This window comes from Cohaesibacter haloalkalitolerans, assembly GCF_003574655.1.
GTDB lineage: Bacteria > Pseudomonadota > Alphaproteobacteria > Rhizobiales > Cohaesibacteraceae > Cohaesibacter > Cohaesibacter haloalkalitolerans.
In genome coordinates, this window is the sequence record NZ_QNUM01000001.1 from 663384 (window position 1) to 682223 (window position 18840).

Annotated in this window: 13 protein-coding genes; 12 read left to right on the forward strand and 1 reads right to left on the reverse strand. The window is 53.6% G+C overall.

Going from position 1 to position 18840, the window contains the following annotated elements; translation table 11 throughout:
- Positions 1-77 precede the first annotated feature (77 nt).
- The 12 genes from DSL70_RS02855 (at position 78) to DSL70_RS02910 (ending at position 17438) form a co-directional block, all read left to right on the forward strand.
- Positions 78-1442: an aminotransferase class I/II-fold pyridoxal phosphate-dependent enzyme gene (locus tag DSL70_RS02855; RefSeq protein ID WP_119306350.1), complete on the forward strand. Its 1365-nt coding sequence runs from the start codon at positions 78-80 to the stop codon at positions 1440-1442.
- 12 nt (positions 1443-1454) lie between these two features.
- Positions 1455-2261 carry an SDR family NAD(P)-dependent oxidoreductase gene (locus DSL70_RS02860; protein ID WP_119306351.1) on the forward strand — a complete coding sequence of 269 codons (807 nt, stop codon included), beginning with the start codon at positions 1455-1457 and terminating at the stop codon, positions 2259-2261.
- Positions 2261-3361: a capsular polysaccharide export protein, LipB/KpsS family gene (locus tag DSL70_RS02865; RefSeq protein ID WP_119306352.1), complete on the forward strand. Its 1101-nt coding sequence runs from the start codon at positions 2261-2263 to the stop codon at positions 3359-3361. The genes DSL70_RS02860 and DSL70_RS02865 overlap by 1 nt, the downstream gene beginning before the upstream one ends.
- Positions 3362-3634: 273 nt before the next feature.
- Positions 3635-4771: an SLBB domain-containing protein gene (locus DSL70_RS02870; RefSeq protein ID WP_119306353.1), complete on the forward strand. Its 1137-nt coding sequence runs from the start codon at positions 3635-3637 to the stop codon at positions 4769-4771.
- A 68-nt stretch (positions 4772-4839) separates the two neighbouring features.
- Positions 4840-6240: a capsule biosynthesis protein gene (locus tag DSL70_RS02875; RefSeq protein WP_162916297.1), complete on the forward strand. Its 1401-nt coding sequence runs from the start codon at positions 4840-4842 to the stop codon at positions 6238-6240.
- A 443-nt stretch (positions 6241-6683) separates the two neighbouring features.
- Entirely contained in the window at positions 6684-8279 is a 1596-nt protein-coding gene (locus tag DSL70_RS02880; RefSeq protein WP_162916298.1) for a hypothetical protein, read from the forward strand.
- Positions 8280-8308: 29 nt separating this feature from the next.
- Positions 8309-10138 (forward strand): hypothetical protein, encoded by a 1830-nt coding sequence (locus DSL70_RS02885; RefSeq protein ID WP_119306356.1) that lies wholly within the window; start codon positions 8309-8311, stop codon positions 10136-10138.
- A gap of 360 nt (positions 10139-10498) precedes the next feature.
- A complete protein-coding gene (locus DSL70_RS02890; protein ID WP_162916299.1) occupies positions 10499-13435 on the forward strand; it encodes a glycosyltransferase in 2937 nt (978 codons plus the stop codon).
- 65 nt (positions 13436-13500) lie between these two features.
- Positions 13501-14319 (forward strand): glycosyltransferase family protein, encoded by an 819-nt coding sequence (locus DSL70_RS02895; RefSeq protein ID WP_119306358.1) that lies wholly within the window; start codon positions 13501-13503, stop codon positions 14317-14319.
- A gap of 405 nt (positions 14320-14724) precedes the next feature.
- Positions 14725-15552, forward strand: a complete 828-nt coding sequence (locus DSL70_RS02900; protein ID WP_119306359.1) for an ABC transporter permease — start codon at positions 14725-14727, stop codon at positions 15550-15552.
- Positions 15549-16211, forward strand: a complete 663-nt coding sequence (locus DSL70_RS02905) for an ABC transporter ATP-binding protein (RefSeq protein ID WP_119306360.1) — start codon at positions 15549-15551, stop codon at positions 16209-16211. Before DSL70_RS02900 ends, DSL70_RS02905 begins: the two co-directional genes overlap by 4 nt.
- 135 nt (positions 16212-16346) lie before the next feature.
- Positions 16347-17438 carry a KpsE/RkpR family capsule polysaccharide export protein gene (locus tag DSL70_RS02910; protein WP_119306361.1) on the forward strand — a complete coding sequence of 364 codons (1092 nt, stop codon included), beginning with the start codon at positions 16347-16349 and terminating at the stop codon, positions 17436-17438.
- Between the two features lie 134 nt (positions 17439-17572).
- Here DSL70_RS02910 and DSL70_RS02915 read toward each other — a convergent pair whose 3' ends face one another.
- Positions 17573-18820 (reverse strand): NAD(P)/FAD-dependent oxidoreductase, encoded by a 1248-nt coding sequence (locus DSL70_RS02915; protein WP_119306362.1) that lies wholly within the window; start codon positions 18818-18820, stop codon positions 17573-17575.
- Positions 18821-18840: the final 20 nt, after the last annotated feature.

Genomic DNA, 18840 nt, shown 5'->3' on the forward strand with positions numbered 1-18840 from the left:
ACTGTGCCGCAGTTTGCTGGCAAGGTCTGTGGATGCAACAAGGTCTTCTTCGCCGATAGAAGAGAACGGAGCAATGAATGTCCAAGCAGCAATTTGACCGGGAGTCCATCCTCAACCTCTCGCGTTCCATGGCCAAGGGGGCGGTTTCCAAGCCGGCTGCAAGACGGGGTGCTCCTGCTAAGGTTGACCGGTCGAAGACCGACTTTGCGACTCTGGATCTCTATCAACAGATTGCCATCCAGCGGGACATGGCCGAAAAGCTGCAGACACGGGATCCCTATTTCGTTCTGCACGAGACCCGTGCCGGTGCGACGACAATCGTCGACGGCAAGGAGCTCATCAATTTTGCTTCCTATGACTATCTGGGGCTGAATGGCCTTGACGAGGTGCATCAGGCGGCCAAGGATGCCATTGACGCTTTTGGCACCTCCGTTTCCGGTTCGCGTCCGACCTCAGGTGAGCGCCCGTTTCATGGTGCGCTAGAAAAGCAACTGGCCGAGCTCTATCAAAGCGAAGCGGCGCTGGTCTTCGTTTCCGGCCATGCCACCAACGTTTCGACGATCGGTGAGCTGCTCGGGCCGACGGATCTGGTGGTGTTTGACGCCTATAGCCACAACTCGGTGACGACGGGCTGCAAACTTTCCGGTGCGACGCGGCGATCCTTCAAGCATAATGACCTTGACGATCTGGAACGGATCTTGGCCGAGACCCGCGATGCCCATGATCGAGTAATGATCGTGGTCGAGGGGCTTTATTCCATGGATGGCGACATGCCGGATCTGGCGCGTCTCGTCGAGATCAAGGAACGGTTCGGCGTCTGGCTGATGGTCGACGAAGCCCATTCCCTGGGTGTGCTGGGCGCAACGGGCAAGGGCCTGTTCGAGCAGCAGGCTGTCGATCCTTCCAAGGTTGATATCTGGATGGGCACCATGAGCAAGACCATGAGCGGTTGCGGCGGTTATATCTGCGGCAATCAGGTGCTGATCGACATTTTGAAATTCTTTGCATCCGGCTTCATGTATAGTGTGGGCCTGTCGGCCCCGCTCGCTGTTGCCGGGGCCAAGTCACTGGAAATCATGCAGCGCGAACCCTGGCGGGTGGAAAAGCTGCAGTCCAATGGCCAGTTCTTTCTGAAAGCGGCGCAGGCTGCCGGGCTTGATACCGGGCATAGCGCCGGATTCTGCGTGGTGCCGGTGATCGTTGGCGACAGCTTGCGGGCCGTCAAGCTGAGCAACAACCTGATGGACAATGGCATCTATGCCTTCCCGATCACCTATCCTGCGGTGCCGATGCATGCGGCGCGCCTGCGGTTTTTCATCAGTGCCACGCATAGTGAAGAACAACTGCAACAGGCGGTTGACATCACGGCGCGGGAGCTGAGGAAGCTGGAAGAGGCAAATTTCTCCATTGCCACGTCGCTTGGCAATCTGACTACTGACTGACGGGTTTGACTGATGGGCAAGGTGCCGCGCTCCATTCTGATTACCGGAGCCAGCAAGGGGCTGGGAGCTGCGCTGGCCATGGCCTGTGCTGCCGAGGATATCCGGCTGATCCTGACAGCGCGCAGCACGGTGGCTCTTGAGGCGGTCAAACGGCATTGTGAACTGGCGGGTGCGCAGGTGTCCTGCCTGCCGCTGGATCTTGCCGATGAGGACAGTGTCGAGCAGGCATTGGCCCTTGTCGAAACGGCTGGTCTGCCGGATCTGGTGATTTGCAACGCGGGTGTCTTTTCGGGGCGTCGCCCGAGCGGTTTGCTTGAAAGCCGGCAAGAGCAGCGGGAGCAACTGGCGGTCAATCTCACCGGAACCATCCACTTTACGGATTGTCTTGCCCAGGCGATGAAGGAACGGCGGCGGGGCCATCTGGTTCTTGTCAGTTCCCTTGCTGCCATTCAGCCGCAGCCGGACAGCCCGGTCTACAGTGCCAGCAAGGCCGGACTTGCCGCCTGGGGGCGGGCGCTGGGAGAGGATCTTGCCGCGCATGGCGTCAAGGTCAGTGTGGTCTATCCGGGCCATATCGAAAGCCAGCAGACCGCCGCCCAGATGGGGGTTTTGCCGGGAATCATACCCGCCAGCAAAGCGGCCTCTCTTATCCTGCGCGGCGTGGCGCGGGGGCGGGAGCGGATCATATTTCCGCGTCATCTCTTCTGGCTTATCCTCGTCAGCAACGCTCTGCCCGGCTGGTTCCGTCGCTGGGTGAACCGGCCGTTTCGCTACCATGTTGCCGCTTCGGAGCCGCCGAGCCATGAGGAGGACGGGTAATGGCTGCACACCCCGTGCAATGGCAGGACCGGCCGGCCGTGATCTATGGCGTCGGCTTCTGGAACCGTGGCTCGATCTGCGGCATGTTGGCGCACTTGCCCGGCAAGCCGCGCTTTTTCTGGTCGTTTGCACGTGCCGTTAAAGCTGCCAAGGCCAGCGGGGCCAGTCTCTTCGCCTGGACAACCCGGTTGAGTGACGAGCAACGTGCAACCTGTGAGGCGATGAGCGTTCCGATCGTCAATGTCGAGGATGGCTTCATTCGATCCGTCGGGTTGGGGGCGGCCTTTGTTCCGGCGGCCTCCCTGATCATGGACGGGACCGGGATCTATTATGACCCCTCGCGGCCCAGCGATCTGGAGCTGATGCTGGAACAGGCTGAAGTGACGGACGAGGAGCGGGCACGGGGCGCGGCCTTTCGCCAACAGGTCGTGGCACTGCGTGTGTCGAAGTATAATGTCGGGGCTCCGTCAGAGCGAGCCGGTTTTGACACCGACCGTCAGACCATTCTGGTGCCCGGTCAGGTGAGCGACGATGCTTCGATCCGGAAGAGCCGAAGCGACAGTCTTGATCTGGCGTCAGGGGAAAACCCGAATCTGTTGCTGTTAAAGCAGGTTCGCAAGGCCAATCCCGATGCTTTCATCATCTTCAAGCCCCATCCCGATGTCGCCAATGGGCTGCGGCTGGGAGCCCTGTCCGGTGAACAGACTGCTCTTTATGCTGACGCGGTGGAGGTCGATACAGACATCATCGATCTTATCGAGCAATGCGATAGCGTGGAGACAATAAGCTCACTCTCTGGCTTTGAGGCCCTGTTGCGTGGCAAGCGCGTTGTTGTCCATGGTCTGCCCTTTTATGCCGGGTGGGGTGTGAGTGAAGACACAACGCGTTGCCCCCGGCGCAATCGGGTGCGGACACTTGATGAACTCGTTTTTCTGGCGATGATACGCTATCCACAATATGTGGATCCGAGTAATCTAAAGTCGTGCGAGGCTGAGTCTGCAATTTCAGGTATATATCGGTTAAGGAATAATAAAACACAATCCTGTAGGGATAGGGCTATGCTTTATTTGGCAAGGATAGCCTTTCGCCTCGGGCTTTGAGGAAAGGCTTGCGGGGCTGGCTTTGCCTAATAGTGTACTAATGGCGTTGAAATTTCGCTTTATGAGTGATATTGAGGTGGCTATTGATGAGAAGTAATTATTTTCGATTGTGGTGTTTGTGCAACTGTCGGCTCTAAAGTGGGCGCTCTTGGGGTTAACTGTTTGAGTTTTCTGCTGCTGTTTTTGTACTCTCAAGTCGGAGCGTGACTATAAGCTTTCGCACAGGCCTCGATTGAGATCTGGTTCACTGTCGTACCAACGAGTAATATACCCATGCTTAGATCGCTGTTTGTTTTGATCGTTTCAGCCTCTCTTGCTGGATGTGCCATCACACCCAGAGAAGGGCCTCTCTCTTCGGAGATCGAAACGCAGAGCGAGAAAAACGAGTATCTCGTTGTCGATGTCGACTCGCAGATTGTGGACGGATTGTCCCGATTCATGCCTGTCAGCCTTCACAGCCAGTTCAAGACAACGGCCCGCCATCTGCCAGTTTCCACAGTCGGTGTGGGCGATGTGCTGTCGGTGACGGTCTTCGAGGCAGATGAGGGCGGCCTGTTTTCCAACAAGTCCGGCAAGGGTGCCGAATTCCCCAGTGTCGTCGTGAACGAAAAGGGTGAGATCTCGCTGCCTTACACCGGGTCGATCAAGGTCAAGGGCAAGACGCCGCTGCAAATTCAGGATCTCGTCATAGAAAGCCTTGAAGGCAAGGCCATTCAGCCGCAGGCTATGGTCAATGTTGTGCGCAATGAAAACAACATCGTGACGCTCAGTGGGGATGTTTCGAAGCCGGGTCTCTATCCTCTCCCATCGCAGGGGGTTCGCCTGCTTGACGTGGTTGCTCAGGCTGGTGGCACCAAATATCCTGCACGTGAAACCTATGTTACGCTGATGCGCGGAAGTCGTCAGGGTGTTCAGCAGCTGGAAACAGTCATCAATCAGCCTGATGAAAATATTTATGTTGCGCGTGGCGACCGGATTTATCTGGCGCACGATCCGCAACGCTATACGGTTCTTGGCGCTGTCAAGAAACCATCTGTCTACACGTTTGATGCCTCCAGTATTTCCGTTCTGGAAGCAATCGCTGCCGCTGGTGGCCTGAATGATATTCGCGCTGATGCGACGGGCGTCTTCGTCTTCCGATATGAAGATCCCAAAGTGCTGGATTCCATGAACATTCAGTACACGCGGCAGGTTCGTGGCAAGGTTCCTACTATTTATCGTATTAACATGAAGCATGCGCGGTCGTATTTCTACGCGCAGTCCTTCCATCTTGAGGACAAGGATTCCGTCTTCGTATCGAATGCTCGTGGTGTCGAGATCGGCAAGGTGCTGCAGTTGTGGAGTTTGGCAACCTCCTCTGTACGTAGTGTAGCCAGCACCGGGAATGCGTTCGAAGGCTTGTCCAATTAACAGTTGTGCCCGGTGATTGAAACCGGGCGCAGATTTTCTGGATGTGCGGTGTTGGTGTGACCCAGGAGTTGCAAAATTCTGATGTGCGGGACGGAAAGAGAGTCTTTCTCTTTCTTCAGGGTCATCCCTCGTTCTTTGCGCGCAATGTCGCCAACCGTCTCGAAAAGGATGGCCACACAGCGTTACGCATCAATTTCTGTCTGGGCGACAGGATTCTGTGGTGGGGGCGCAAGGGGTTTGGTTTCCGTCTGCCTTTTTCTGCGTGGGAAGGATATCTGCGCCGCTTTATCGCAAAGCATGGCGTCACCGATATCATCTATTACGCTGACCGCAAGCCCTACCACCAGATCGCGGCAAAAGTGGCCGATGAGCTTGGTATTCCCACCTACGCCTATGAGTTCGGGTATTTGAGGCCGGACTGGATTACTCTGGAGCGCGGGGGCATGTCTGCCTTTTCGCACTTCCCGATTGATCCGGATGAGATCCGGGCCATCGCCCAGCGTTGTGATGAACCGGACCTGCAACAGAAATATCCCTACACGAAACCAAGGGAAATCGTCTTTGAGGTGAGCTACAATCTGCTCAGCTATTTCCTCTGGTTCCTTTATCCCTTCTACAAGGCAGACCGCTATTATAATCCGCTGCTTGAGTATATTTCTGGCATCCCGGGATTGTTCTATGAAAAGCGCCGCAACGTGGCAGCCCGGCGTCTGGTGACCAAGCTTGGCCGCGAGCGGAGGCCGTTCTTTGTTTTTTCCCTTCAATTGCAGAGTGACTATCAGTTGCGCTCAAACGCGCCTTTCTCACATCAGAAGAAGGCCATCGAGAGCGCCATGGTGTCTTTTGCCCGGAATACCGGCAAGCGGACAAACCTCATTCTGAAAGCCCATCCTCTGGATAACGGCTGGGAGCGGTGGGGGAGCTTCATCCGCAAGAAGGCAAAGGAACTAGGGGTTTCCGATCGCGTCCATTTCATTGTTGGCGGCAACCTCACGTTCATGCTGAGGCATGCAAAGGGCTGTGTGATGATCAATAGCACTGTCGGCTTGCATTCTGTGCGGTCCGGGTGTCCGGTCAAGGTTCTGGGGCATGCGATCTATGACATCAAGGGGTTGACGCATCAGGGGTCTCTCGACAGTTTCTGGAAAGAGCCTCAGGCGCCGGATCCGGAGTTCGTAAAGGACTTTGTAAAGGCGCTCGCGGGGACCATTCAGGTCAAGGGGAACTTCTTTACAGCCAAGGGCAACAAGGCTGCAGTGCCCGCTTTTGCGCGTAATCTGGTGGAACGGAATGTCAATGGGCTTGGTGCGTTTGCTCCCGTGCCGCCAAGGCTCCTGACCCTTCGCGCTTATGAGCGGCCGCTCTATGCCCAGAAGCCTGTTGCTGTGGAGGTCGATGTCGAGGCTGTGTCTGACGTCGATGCCGATGTGGCTCCAGCGTTCAATCCTGCGGTTCTGAGCATCCGGTAATTTCCGTGTTTCCTATTTGGGGATAATTGGCCAAATGGGCAACGGGAGCCTTTTGGTGCAAGGCGGCGCTGTTCCGTGCGGGCATCTTGTCAATCTGTGCCTTGGGTCCTTTGCAGAGCGCTCCTTGTGAACGCAAGTATTTTTTCCCGTTCTCTCGTGAAAACAAGTGTCAGAACTGGCTTTGCCCAGGAAAGCCCCCATCTTGTGCGGGCGAGAGGCAAAATGGCGCAGGCAGATTTCGGTTTTTCAAAGATTGGTTAAACACATAGTCAAATCAAACTTCTAAGAAAGAAAACTCTCGAATTTTTATGCAATTTTTTTTCGGGGTGTGTTACATGTTCTTCAATCATCTGAAGCCGTGTATTTCATGCTCTAATTGATATTTTTGCTTGGCAATGCAGTTTTTCGGAAAAGCTTATAGTCGGGTCTATGGAGATGAGTAAATGTCGATAGTTTTGTCCTGCGGACATCGGAATTCAGGGTATGACTTTGCCCACAGAGTCTTGCTGGCAAGCGGCCTTGGTGCTGCTCATCCCACACCAGTTCAGCATCTTTCCCCCGAAGCCATGTCGCAGGCGATGTTTGATGCCTACAAGATCTCGCCGGATGATCCCGATCAATTTGGACAGATTCGCCCCGGAAAGTTCTGGGAGACCATGGTCAATGACTTCATGTCGGCCAACATGACCATGACTGACTGGGGATGGGCTGATGCTAAGGGCGTCCAGTTGCTCGATTACTGGAAGCAATTCGACAACCTCTTCAAATTCGTGCTGGTGTACTCTTCTCCTGCCTATGCACTGGCGAGCCTTCTGGTGGAAAACCGCCCTGATCCAGAGCTTGTCAGCAAGACAATGAGCCTGTGGCTTGTGGAAAACAGCCGGATGCTCAATTTCTATTTTGCAAACAAGGATCGGGCCATTCTGGTCAATGTTGCATCCTTCGCTTCGGATGCTGGCAGTCTGGTTGCGCTCGCCAAGGAGAAATTGGGTCTTGAGCTTGCTGCTCCCACGGGGGAGGCGCTGGCCTTGGCCCATGACAGTCTTCTTGACTTGATGGCAAGCCCGCTCGTTGCTGACTATGCCGCCTGTCAGGAGCTGTTTCAGGAAATGGAAAGTGCCGCTGATCTGCCGTCCGCCGATGGTTCGTCTGACGGCAGTTCTCTGAGCTGTCTGGCGTGGGAGAGCTACCGCGCGGCGTGTAAACAGATCGAGATTCGGTCGTCCGAGTTGGCGCAACTTGCCGAGAAGAGCAAGCTTCTGTCTCGACAGCTTGAAGATCAGCGCACTGTGCTGGGGCAGAAGGATCAGGAGAGCGCGCTGCTCTCTCTGCAACTGGAGCAGAGTTACGAAGATCAGGCCAGCGCAGGGGCTGCCCGTTCGGCGACTGCCGAAAGTGAGCAGCTGAAGGATCTCGCACGTGAAAATGAGCTGTTGCAGCTGCAATTGCTGCAGTTACAGGAAGAGCTCGAGTATTATTTCAAGAAAAGCCAGAGCGCACCAGCCAAGGCTCAGGCCAAACAGCCAGCTCAGTCAAAAGCAGAGGCGGGGGGCAAGTCGAATAACGGGAAAGAGACCAAACCCAAGCCTGGTGTCAAGGTTGATCTCAAGCAGTTCATCGATGGATCCAACTGGTGGAATGCCGAAGCGGATGGGCGCTGGGCCGGGCCTGCCACGAAAAGCCTGTTGCGGCTTCCTGCCCTGTCACAGGGCAGCTATCGCATGGAGATTGATATCGTGGACGCCATGGATATCGAAATTCTGCGTGGCATGAAGATTGCGCTTGATGGTAAGCCGATTGCCTGGAAGAGCGACGCTGCGCTGCTCGGTCCGTGGGCTTCCTTTGCCAAGGCCTTCAAGAAAAAATTGCGCTATCCGCTGACACTTTCGGCTCTTGTTCGGATTGGAAAAGATCAGGACGGGAAGGACTTGCAGTTGACGCTGACATTCCCGAAAACCCTTTCGCCTGCGGCAAAGGGCCTGGACGATATGCGTGATTTGGCTGTTCGCGTACGGCAAGTTAAGCTGTCAGCACTGTAATTTCCGTTTCAAAAATTAGGCTAGATGAAATGACGCAATCTGAAACTGTTTCTGCGGGGCTGGATGGAATAACCGGTTCTGCCCGTGCGGGCTGTTCGCCGCTTGATCTGATTCAGAAAGTCTTTCCCATTCGCTCTCTCCTACATGTCGGGACAGGTTTGAAGCGTGCATTTGACGTTTATCGTGATCTGGCTGTGCCGTCGGTTGTTTTTGTGGAAACTGGTGGCGCGGACCTTGGTCGGCTGAGCAATGCTCTGGGGGATCGGGCTGGCTACAGCCTTCATCAAGCCTGGCTGACTGACATAGCCGGTGATGCTGTTTGCTATAGTGCCAGCAACATCAAGGAAAGCGGCTTGATCAAGCCTGAAAGCCTAGCTTCCCTTTGGCAGAATCTGAAGACCAGATCGGAAATGCCGGTTGAGACCGTCACGCTTGATCAATTCGTGGATGCTTCCGTTGCACCGGAAGCTGCCAGTGTGATGAACTGGATCGTCATTGATCAGCTGCAGGCCGGGGCGGTTGCCAAGGGTGGCCGCTCGTTGATTGCCCGATGTGACGTGGTAGTCGCGAGGCTTGTCCTGGTCGATAACTTACTGCCTGAGGCAAGCGGATTTTCCAAGACGGAATTCGATGCCCTTATGGCGGACTTTGGTCTGGCACATGTTGTAACCGAGCCGGAAGTCAATCCCGCAGTTGCTCGGTGTTTCTACGTGCGCGACTGGAAGCAGCAGTTGCAGTCGGAGCTTGGGGCGTTCAAGGCTCAGGCGAAAGACCGGCAGGTGGCATTGGAAGGTGAACTTTCGAACCTGCGTGAGGCTCTGCGAGCCGCGGCTGCTCGGAGTGCTGAAGAGATCAGTCGCCTTGTTTCTGAAAGAGATGAGAAGGCCGCGCTCGCAACGAAGCGGGCCGAACATGTTCAGCATTTGACCAGGGCGCGTGATGAGCAGACGGCTTTGGTGAAAACGAATGAGAACGAGGTCAAGCGATTGACCCGCGTGCTCAATATGAAGCCGCCAATGTTCAACTTCAAAGGCATTCGTCGCCTGGAGCGTCTGGCGGATACCAGTAAAAGCCCAAAGGTTTATGTGGAAGTCAAGTCGTTGCCGCGGTCCGGGCTGCACTATCTGCGCAACAGTCTGGAGCATATTCTTGGCCCTTCTTTCAGCTTTTGTGAGTGGTATCACGAGCCTGGATGTTGCCGGAATATGCCATGTGATCTGACCGGCATCATGGAAAATGATGATCGTCCTCATCTGCGGCTGATCAAGTCGCATGACTTCGATCTTCTTGATCCTCCCTATTCTGTCAATGGGTCTTCGATCCGGCGCCTTATTCTTGTCCGAGAGCCACTCTATATTCTGACGTCATGGTGGGGGCTGGAAGTCATTCAGGCCAATGCTCAGATGTTGGCAAAGAACAATATCAACGTGACCAAGATTTTCTTTATGCATGAAAAGGCGGTTGTGGCTGATGCCTTTGCCCTGATCGAACGTGAGGGTGTGCTGCCCAAAGAGGAGGGACTGGAAGCATGGCTCAAGGAAAAGCAGAGTTACATTGCTGGTTTTGTTGACAAGTGGTGCAATCCCAAGGAGCCTCTTGGGGATGTTGTCTCTTATGGTGATGGCAAACAGCATGTGTTGCGATTGCTGGAACCGTTTGTTGAGACGATGAGCGAGCAGTCGCGCCATATGCTGGATGAGTTCAAGGAAGGAAGCCTCGATGCCTTCCGCCCCAGAAAGAGCGCCTTCGATGGGCCGACGGAGTGTGTGTCCCGGTTTTTGCACGACCATGCCAAGGCGTTCGAGGCGGCGGCCGCAGAGCTTGGCGGTACGCCCGGTGGAACGGATGGAGTGAAATAGTCTGATTGTAGGGTGCAAGCTTTGGTGATGGCAATCAGAAGGTCATGCGGGTATGATACGTGGAGAGATAATGTAGTTTCTTCTTGCAAATCGTGTTGTGGTGGGGAAAATTGAGTACATATATAGTAGTTGAGTAATTCGGGATGGGTCTGTAGGTTTATTAACTGGCTTTTGTTTTTCTTTCAATTTTTGGTTGTATTTTGTATTTTGCTTCTTTTGGTTGTTCTTTCTGCTTGTGTTGAAAGGCAAGTTCAAAAGAAACGTCCTTTTTGAATTTATTGCCCTTGCCGGTTGTTTTTCGTCGAAACGCTGCTCCGGGCTTGTGATGTTCTTGCGCATGTATTTGTTGCAGGCTGTTCGTTGAGTGCTATTTATTTTTTAGTAATGGATGACCTTGCATCAAATAACTCTTTGTTAGAGAGATGGAAAATGGAATATACCATTAGTAATAGCGACAAGTTAATTCGTGATGTATTCGAGATTTATAAATCAAAATCCTGGAACAAGCTTACGGAGTTGTGGGATGTGCAGGGTAAGGAAAAATTGCTTCCTTACACCGTGTTCAAGGCCTTCTATTCTTCATTTGATCGATGCAAGAATGAAGAGTTGAAGCCGCAGGTCTTCAAAACGAAGAAAAAGCTCCTGTCCATTGTTACGATCAACTACAACAATGAAGGCGGGTTGCGTGAAACCGTGGAATCTGTTTTGGCGCAGACAGATCGTGCGTCCATCCAGTATATTGTCGTGGATGGTGCGTCTACTGACAAATCACTCGATTATCTCCGGCAAGTCGCTTCCAAAATCGATGTTCCCGTTTTTGGGTCGGACAAGGGCATTTATGATGCCATGAACCGGGGACTGGAGTTTGTAAACTCCGAATACACGCTCTTTCTCAATTCCGGGGACTGCCTGTCCGCTCCTGACGTTGTCGCCAAGATCAAGGCCTTTCTGAACGCGCAAAAGGAACGCCCGGTAGCCGCCTATGGTCCGACGCTTACGTCGGGGGGAAGTCAGTGGCCATGCAAACCGCAATCCGAGCTCTGGAAGGGGATGATCTGTAGCCATCAATCCATTCTGATCGATACGGATTTTCTGTCATCCATCGGCTTCAGTCTGCGCTACAAGATTGTTTCCGATTTTGAGGTCATCTACCGGACCTATCTGACAGGGCGCCCCTTGGCTGAGATGCCATTCAGTGTTTCGAAGATTGAGGACGTGGGCGTTTCTTCGGATTTTGTTGCCAGAACGCTTGAGCGCTGGCAGGTTGTTCGCTCCTACAAGAACAGGGCGGTCACGCCCGAGCAGATCGATGCCTTTTATCAGGGGATGTTGAACGGCGAAGGGAGCAAGGGGGCTGCTCCCAAGGTCGTGGCCTCGTCGCCAGCTGTTCCCTCAGACGTCGAGAAGCGCATCGTGTTTCTTATCTCCATGCCGCGTTCCGGTTCGACCATGCTGCAGAAGATTCTCGATCGTAGTTCGGCAATCGGAACTGTTGGTGAGCCGTGGGTGATGCTCCCGCTGATGTCGATGTATGATCCGGAGCTGGTGGAGGCCAAATATGGTCAGCTGCTCAACATCGAGGCCGCAGGTGAATTTGTCCGGGCCGTTGGCGACAAGGACCTGATCCTGAAGGCCCAGCGCCAGTATGCGGATCAGATTTACAGCGCCATTCTTGGTAAGTTGGGCACAGAACGCTTTCTGGACAAGACACCGCGCTATGTTCATATCGTGGACAAACTGGCAGATCTCTACCCGAATGCCAAGTTCGTCGTGTTGTTGCGCAATCCGGGCGCGATCATCAGTTCCTATGCCCACACGTGGGCTGGCGGCAACTTCCATACCGTCAAGAAGACGCCAGAGTATATGTATGATTTCACGCACGGCTTTCCGAAGTTGGCCGAGTTCGCGACCAGCGGTCGCAGCAACATGCATGTGGTGAAGTATGAGGAGCTGGTTGCCAATCCGGAAGACGAGGCGCAGCGTTTGTTTGACTATCTGGAGCTGCCTTTCTCCGGCGATCTGGTCAATTATGGGTCGGGCAAACCGCAGGAGACCGACAAATATGCGTTTGGTGATCCGGGAACGGTCTATCAGAAGTCCAAGCCGGATGCCTCGCACAGCGCTCGCTGGCTGAAGGACAACGAGAATGTAACCACCATCAATTTTTTCCAGGATATTGTTCGCTCGCTCGACGATGAAGCTGTGACAGCGATGGGTTATTCGAAAGCCACGATTCTCGACCAGCTCAAGACAGCGGGTGCCAAACCCATTGATGTGCCTGCACTTGTTAAGAAATATGGGGCGTGGAAAGCTGGTGGCAGCAAGAAGATCCCAGCCTATGGCAAGAGTCTTGGTGTCCTCATTACGTGCTTCAACAACCAGAACTCGATCACCCATGCCTTGCAGTCGGTCATCAGTCAGTCCAAAAAGCCGGATCTGGTTGTTGTGGCTGACGACTGTTCTGAAGATGGCTCGGTTGGTGTGATCAAGGAATTTATTGCCAAGAACAAAGCGTTCAATATACGGCTGATCGCCAGACCGAAGAATGTCGGGGTTGCTGCAAATCGTGATCTCGCGATCAAGTCAATGGATGTCGACTTTGTCTCGACCATCGACGGAGACGACCTGTTCTATCCGGGCAAGCTGGAAGCCGAATGGCGGACGCTGAAGGGCAATGAGGCTCATGTTGCGTTCAGCGATATTCTGATGGTGACTGGCAAGGATGCGGAACATCTTCTGAAGACAGATGCTTACAACAAGAAGCCCAAAAACGAGATTACGCGTTATATGCTGACGCGGGTCAATCCCGTTCCGCGTGATATGATGTTCTCCAAGGCTCTGTATCTGAAGGCTGAAGGCTTTGATCATGGTGTGTCGATCTATGAAGACTGGGCTCTAAAGCAGAGGCTTATTGCTGCCGCTGATGAAAATGGCTGGCTTCATTCAGGGGCGATCGGCACAATCTATGATCGTAGGGCACCGGGGTTATCCGGTAAGCCTCCTATTTATCATGCCTTTGGAGAAATGATCATTCTGGGACGGAATATCGAATATTATCGCCATGACAACAGTCTTGTGGTTGCTGCGATCTATTCCATCATGCGTCACCTTAAGGGGCCCATGAAGGAAAGAACTGAGAATTTCCTCAAACACTATCCAGTGGAAGGGGAAGTGCCAGAGTTTATGGCAGATTCACTTTTGACTTTGTGGAGGGAGCGTCGCTTGTGTAAGTCAACAGAAGCAAAGGCTAAAGCTATTTGGCAATTCTTTAGCCCACCTCTTGAGGTAAAGAAGTAATCGTCTGAGCGAATATGGGAATTTTGCAGATGAAACTCTTCCTATGTACACCCGTGAGGAATGCCGTGACTACGATCGATAGAACAATCGAGAGTGTCGTTGCGCAAAAAGGGGACTGCCAGATTTTCTATCACGTCAAGGATGCCTTGTCCGATGATGGAACAACCGAACGGCTCAAGGAATGGGCCGAACGTCTGTCCGGGCACCCCACTGTTGCCTTCAGCTACAGCAGCAGCAAGGACAAGGGCATGTATGATGCCATTGCCGAGAGCTTTGACCTGCCTCAGGCCAGAGCTGCGGATTGGCTCTCCTGGATCAATGCCGACGACTATCTGATCGACAATGCGGTTGCATTCATTGGCGAGATTGATGGCATCAATCAGATCGATATCAGTTGGGTGGGTGGCAAAGCGACCATGCGTACCAAGGAGGGTAAAATCATTTCTTCCAAGCGACCGCTCACCTCCGCAGTAATCAAGCTTGGCCTGGCTGATGGAAAGCACATGGATTTTGTGCAGCAGGAAGGCACCTTCTTCAAACGCAAGGCGTGGGACGCCTGTGTTGACGTTGAAAAATTCAGGGCGTTTCGTTTGGCTGGTGACTGGTATCTCTGGTCTCAGCTTGCCCAGAAGCACGAGGTCTATTTCTGCTCAGAGCCGCTCGCTGTTTTCTGCCAGGCCGAAAGCCAGTTGTCTTCGGATCTTGATGCCTACCGCGATGAAATGGAGGGTGTCATTCCGAACGTGTCGCGGCGGCAAAGCATTAACGGCAATGCTGGCTACAACAGCCTAGTCAATTTTCTCTATCCCACGGATCAGGGCATCTATCTCAGGAAAACTGTCATCAACGGCTATTACGATCACCGAAAGCAGAAGAGCATCTAGGCGCTCTTCTTGTAGAGGTCAGGCTTTATGCTGTTCCTGCCAGAGGCCCGTGTGCCGGGGAAAGACGTCGGATTGGTCAAGTCGGACGTCTCGGTAAAGGGGTGCCATAAAACGGCTGCAATTGCTGTCCACTCTTCGAAGCTTAGTTTTGTCCAGATTTTATGGTAAATTCCTTCGTGTGTTTTTCACGAAAGCAGGTTAAAAGCACTAAGTTTCCTGTTTCAAAAATGGAATGGAATCGAATCAAGGATGTTTCGCTGCTTATGCCTGATCACGCTATGAGTGGCAGCGTGTGCCATATGGTGCTGATCGGATTTCAAGGGCCCAGTAGTCCATCCGACATCCGAAGTCGCAGGCCCTAGCACGGGTGTCTGCATTATTGAATTGGAAGGTTTGCGTTGTTCAATGCTTGGTGTTTCGCGATTTATCAAAGTAACTGACATCAACGCAGCGCAGCTACGGAGCGGGGCTTATCGACAACGATCAGCCATCTGGGCTCTGGTTTTCAAAGAGTTCAAAATCAGACTTGGTAAGAGTCGCATCGGTTTTTTCTGGACCATGGTTGAGCCGATCATCGGCATGATCATGTTTGGTCTGATCCGACTGTCAATCGGGCAGAGTGAAGTTCATCATGTGCCGGTAATGCTATTCATTGGTACCGGGTTCATCGTGTTCAATGCTTTCCGGTCCGGCATGAACTTTATTCCCAACGCGATCATCGCCAATCAGGGCCTGCTCAATTACCCCCAGGTCAAGCCGATCGATACCATTCTGGCGCGCTTCATCCTTTCCATCTGGCTTCACCTTCTGGCCAGTTCCTTCATGCTGTTGCTGCTCTGGTGGGTTACTGGGGACCATCCATCCTTCGTCGACCCTTTGCTGTGCATCCAGACGCTTGTGCTTGCCACCCTGTTGGGGCTCGGTGTTGCCTTTTTGATCGCCATCTATGGTACGCAACACGAGAGCGTCTTCAAGCTGATTGGCATCATTGGTATGCCTATGATGATCCTGTCAGGTGTCATGATATCGATGAATGAGCTGTCGGCTTCAGCGAGACAGTATCTTGCCTGGAATCCGATCATCCATCTCGTTGAGGGCTTTCGTCACGGTGCCTTTGGTACGCGTCTGTTTCCCGAGTATGATCTGGGGTATCCGACCCTGGTGACAGTTCTGCTTTTGGGACTTGGCTATGCCCTTTACTACAACTACCGTTTCAAACTGCTAATGAAATGATCCAGCTAGAGAATGTTTCCAAATACTATGCGACGCCGGGCGGGCGCCATTATGTGCTGAAGGACGTTTCTTTCACGGTTCCTGATCATGCGCAGCTTGGCGTTCTGGGCCCCAATGGTGCTGGCAAGTCCACGCTGATGCGCCTGTTCTCCGGGGTTGATGTGCCAAACAAGGGACGGATCATCCGAACCGGCAGCATATCATGGCCCATGGGGTTGGCATCTTCGATGCAGAATGCCCTGACTGGTAAGGAAAACGCCCGGTTTGCCTGTCAGATTCAAGGTATTTCGCACAAGCAGGTCGGGGAAGTTGTCGAGGGGATACGGGACTTTGCTGAAATCGGCAAGTATTTTGATATGCCGGTTCGGACCTATTCATCTGGTATGAGGGCCCGCCTCAACTTTGCCATTGCCATGGCGTTCGACTTCAATTGCTATATCATTGACGAATTGACGGCCGTAGGTGACCAGAATTTCAAGAACAAGAGTAGGGCCACATTCGAGAAGAAGCGCCAGAATGCCAGCTTCATCAAGGTTTCCCATAGTCTTGAGGAACTGAGGGCGGAATGCAACATGGGCCTCGTTTTGAACAAGGGGTCCGCGACGATCTATGACAGTTTTGCTGAGGCCGAGGAAGTCTATTTGCAAAACATCAAGTGACGTTCAAGACGATATTGTTCAATAATTGTCTAGCTCAGTAGAATACACGGCCATCTGGAAGAGTTTGTGCCCGAGTTCTCGTTATAACACCAACGAACACACTGTTCCCAAGCGTGGAGCCAAAGTGAAATAGCCATGGCCAAAATTCAACTGTCCCTGTCAAGATTATTGCTGATTGTTCTGCTCATCATCCCGGTTATCCTTGTCATCATCTACGCCGTGTTGGTGGCTACTGACCGTTTCGAGAGCGGTGCTTCGGTCTATATTACCGAAGAGCAGGGGGCGTCGAGTGCGCTGGACTTGTCCTCTCTTGGCTTTACGACCACGAGCAATTCGCGTGAAATCATGGTGCTCAAGGCCTTCATCGACTCTCAGGGCATGATGATGCGGCTGGACAAGGACTTACATCTTCTTGATCATTTCTCAAGCTCCGGGGCTGACATATTCTCTCGTCTTGAGACGGGGGCTCCCATCGAGATTGCCTATGAATATTACAAGAAACGGATCAAGACCAACTTCGATGATCAGGCCCAGCTGCTCGAAATCTCGGTTCAGACTTTTGACAATGAGTTTTCCAAGAAGGTTCTTGATCGGATCCTTGCGCATTCGCAGGACTTCATCGATCAGTTGAACGAGCAAATCAAGTCATCGCAGCTCCTCTTCTTTCAGGCGGAGGTGAAGACTTCCGAGAATGAGTTGATCGAGGCACGAAACCGCCTTACTGAGTTTCAGCGCGAGAATGCCATTTTCTCCACGGATCTGGCAACAAAGACCATTGGTGGCACGATTTCCGGCTTGGAACAGCAATTGGCCGCTCGGCAGGCCGATTTGAGTTCCCGCCTCGGGGTGCTGGACGAGAGTTCGCCAACGGTCAAGCGCATCCGGGCGGAGATCGAAGCCCTGAAAGACCAGATCAACAAGGAGAACGCCAGGCTGGCGTCCGACAAGGGCAACTCACTGAGCGAGTTGGACAGTAAGTTTCGCGAAATCGAATTGCTGATTGAATACAAGACCTTGCGCTACAAGGCCAACTTGCAGGCCTATGAGCAGGCCCAGCTGGATACGGCGCGCCGATTGCGGTTCCTGACCATTGTTGCCGAGCCGACCGTGGCGGAAAGCGCTCTCTATCCTGATCGCATATACATGGTGATAACGGGGTCTATTCTGGCGTTTGTCTTCTACTTCCTGGTCACGATTTCCATCGCCATCATTCGCGAGCACTCATAGCTCCGGAAAGGCTGGCGGTTCTGCTGCCAACAGGAGATCTCATCACACATAAAAAGCCGCCATCAGTTGAACGCTGATGGCGGCTTTTTGTTGTTCTGGGGGCGTCGTGCTGCCTCGTCTGACCTTCTGCCTTGTTACCGGATGGAGATCACGGCGCGATTGTCCGGCGACAGGGCGTCGGAGAGGGCGCTGGTCTTGCCTTCCATGACATCGATAAGCAGCTTTGCCGTGGTCGGGCCTTGGGTGAAGCCCTGATGGCCATGACCGAAGTGGAACCACAGCCCCTTGTGCTTCTGGGCCGCACCCACAACCGGCAGCATGTCCGGCATGCAAGGACGGTTGCCAAACCATGGCTCGGCTTCGACCATTTCGCCGACATCCATCAACTCGCGGGCACTCTTGAGGCCGTGCATGAGCTGTTTGGGGTTGGCCGGATCCTTGCGGCTGACCAGTTCGGCACCAGTGGCAATGCGCATGCCCTTTTCCATCGGGGCAAAGACGCAGCCGTTGGCGTAGTCCTGGATCGGGCGGGACAGCGGCTTGTCCATCTTGAAATGGGCATGGTAGCCGCGTTTGTAGACCATCTTGACCTTGTAGCCGAACGGAGCGAGCAGATCCGGTGCCCATGGGCCCAGAGCCACGACGACTTCATTTGCGGAAATCGCGCCATCATCGCCTTTCACTTCCCAGCCTGTTGCTGTCTGCTTGAGGCTCATGGCGTCGCCCTTGACGAAGGAGCCTCCGCGCTTGATGAACAGGTCTGCATAGGCCGAGGTGAGGCCTCCCGGGCTTGAGCAGGCCCAGGTATCTGTCCAGTGAATGGCGCCGGATACATCGACTTTGAGGGCCGGTTCGAGGGCGCGCAGTTCCTTGCCGTCCACCATGCGCAGCGGCACGTCATACATCGAGGCGATGCGCTCTGCGTCACGGGACTGTTCGTCAAAGGAGCGTTTGTTGCGGCACAGCTTGAAAAAGCCCTTGCGCTCAATGAGGTGTTCAGCGCCGGAGGCTTCGATAAGTGGCTGATGATCGTCCGTGCATTTGACTGTCATCTGCTCAAAGATCTTGGAGATGCGCCGATGCGGCGTTTCTCCGGAATAGAGGAAGTAGGTCCACAGGGACGGCATGATGTTAGGCATGTCCTTCCAGTGGTAGACGATGTCGTTGGTGCGGCCGATACCGTATAGGAACAGCGTCACCAGATTGTGGGGGATGTGGTATGGTTCGGCGGCTTCGCGCTGGATAAGGCCAGCGTTGCCATAGCTTGTTTCAAGGCCCGGATTGGAACGGTCCAAAAGGGTGACAGTGTGTCCGCGCTCTTGCAGGGCGAGGGCCGTACTGACGCCAACCATACCGGCGCCAAGAACGATTATCTCAGACATTTTCTTGTTCTTTCAAAGTG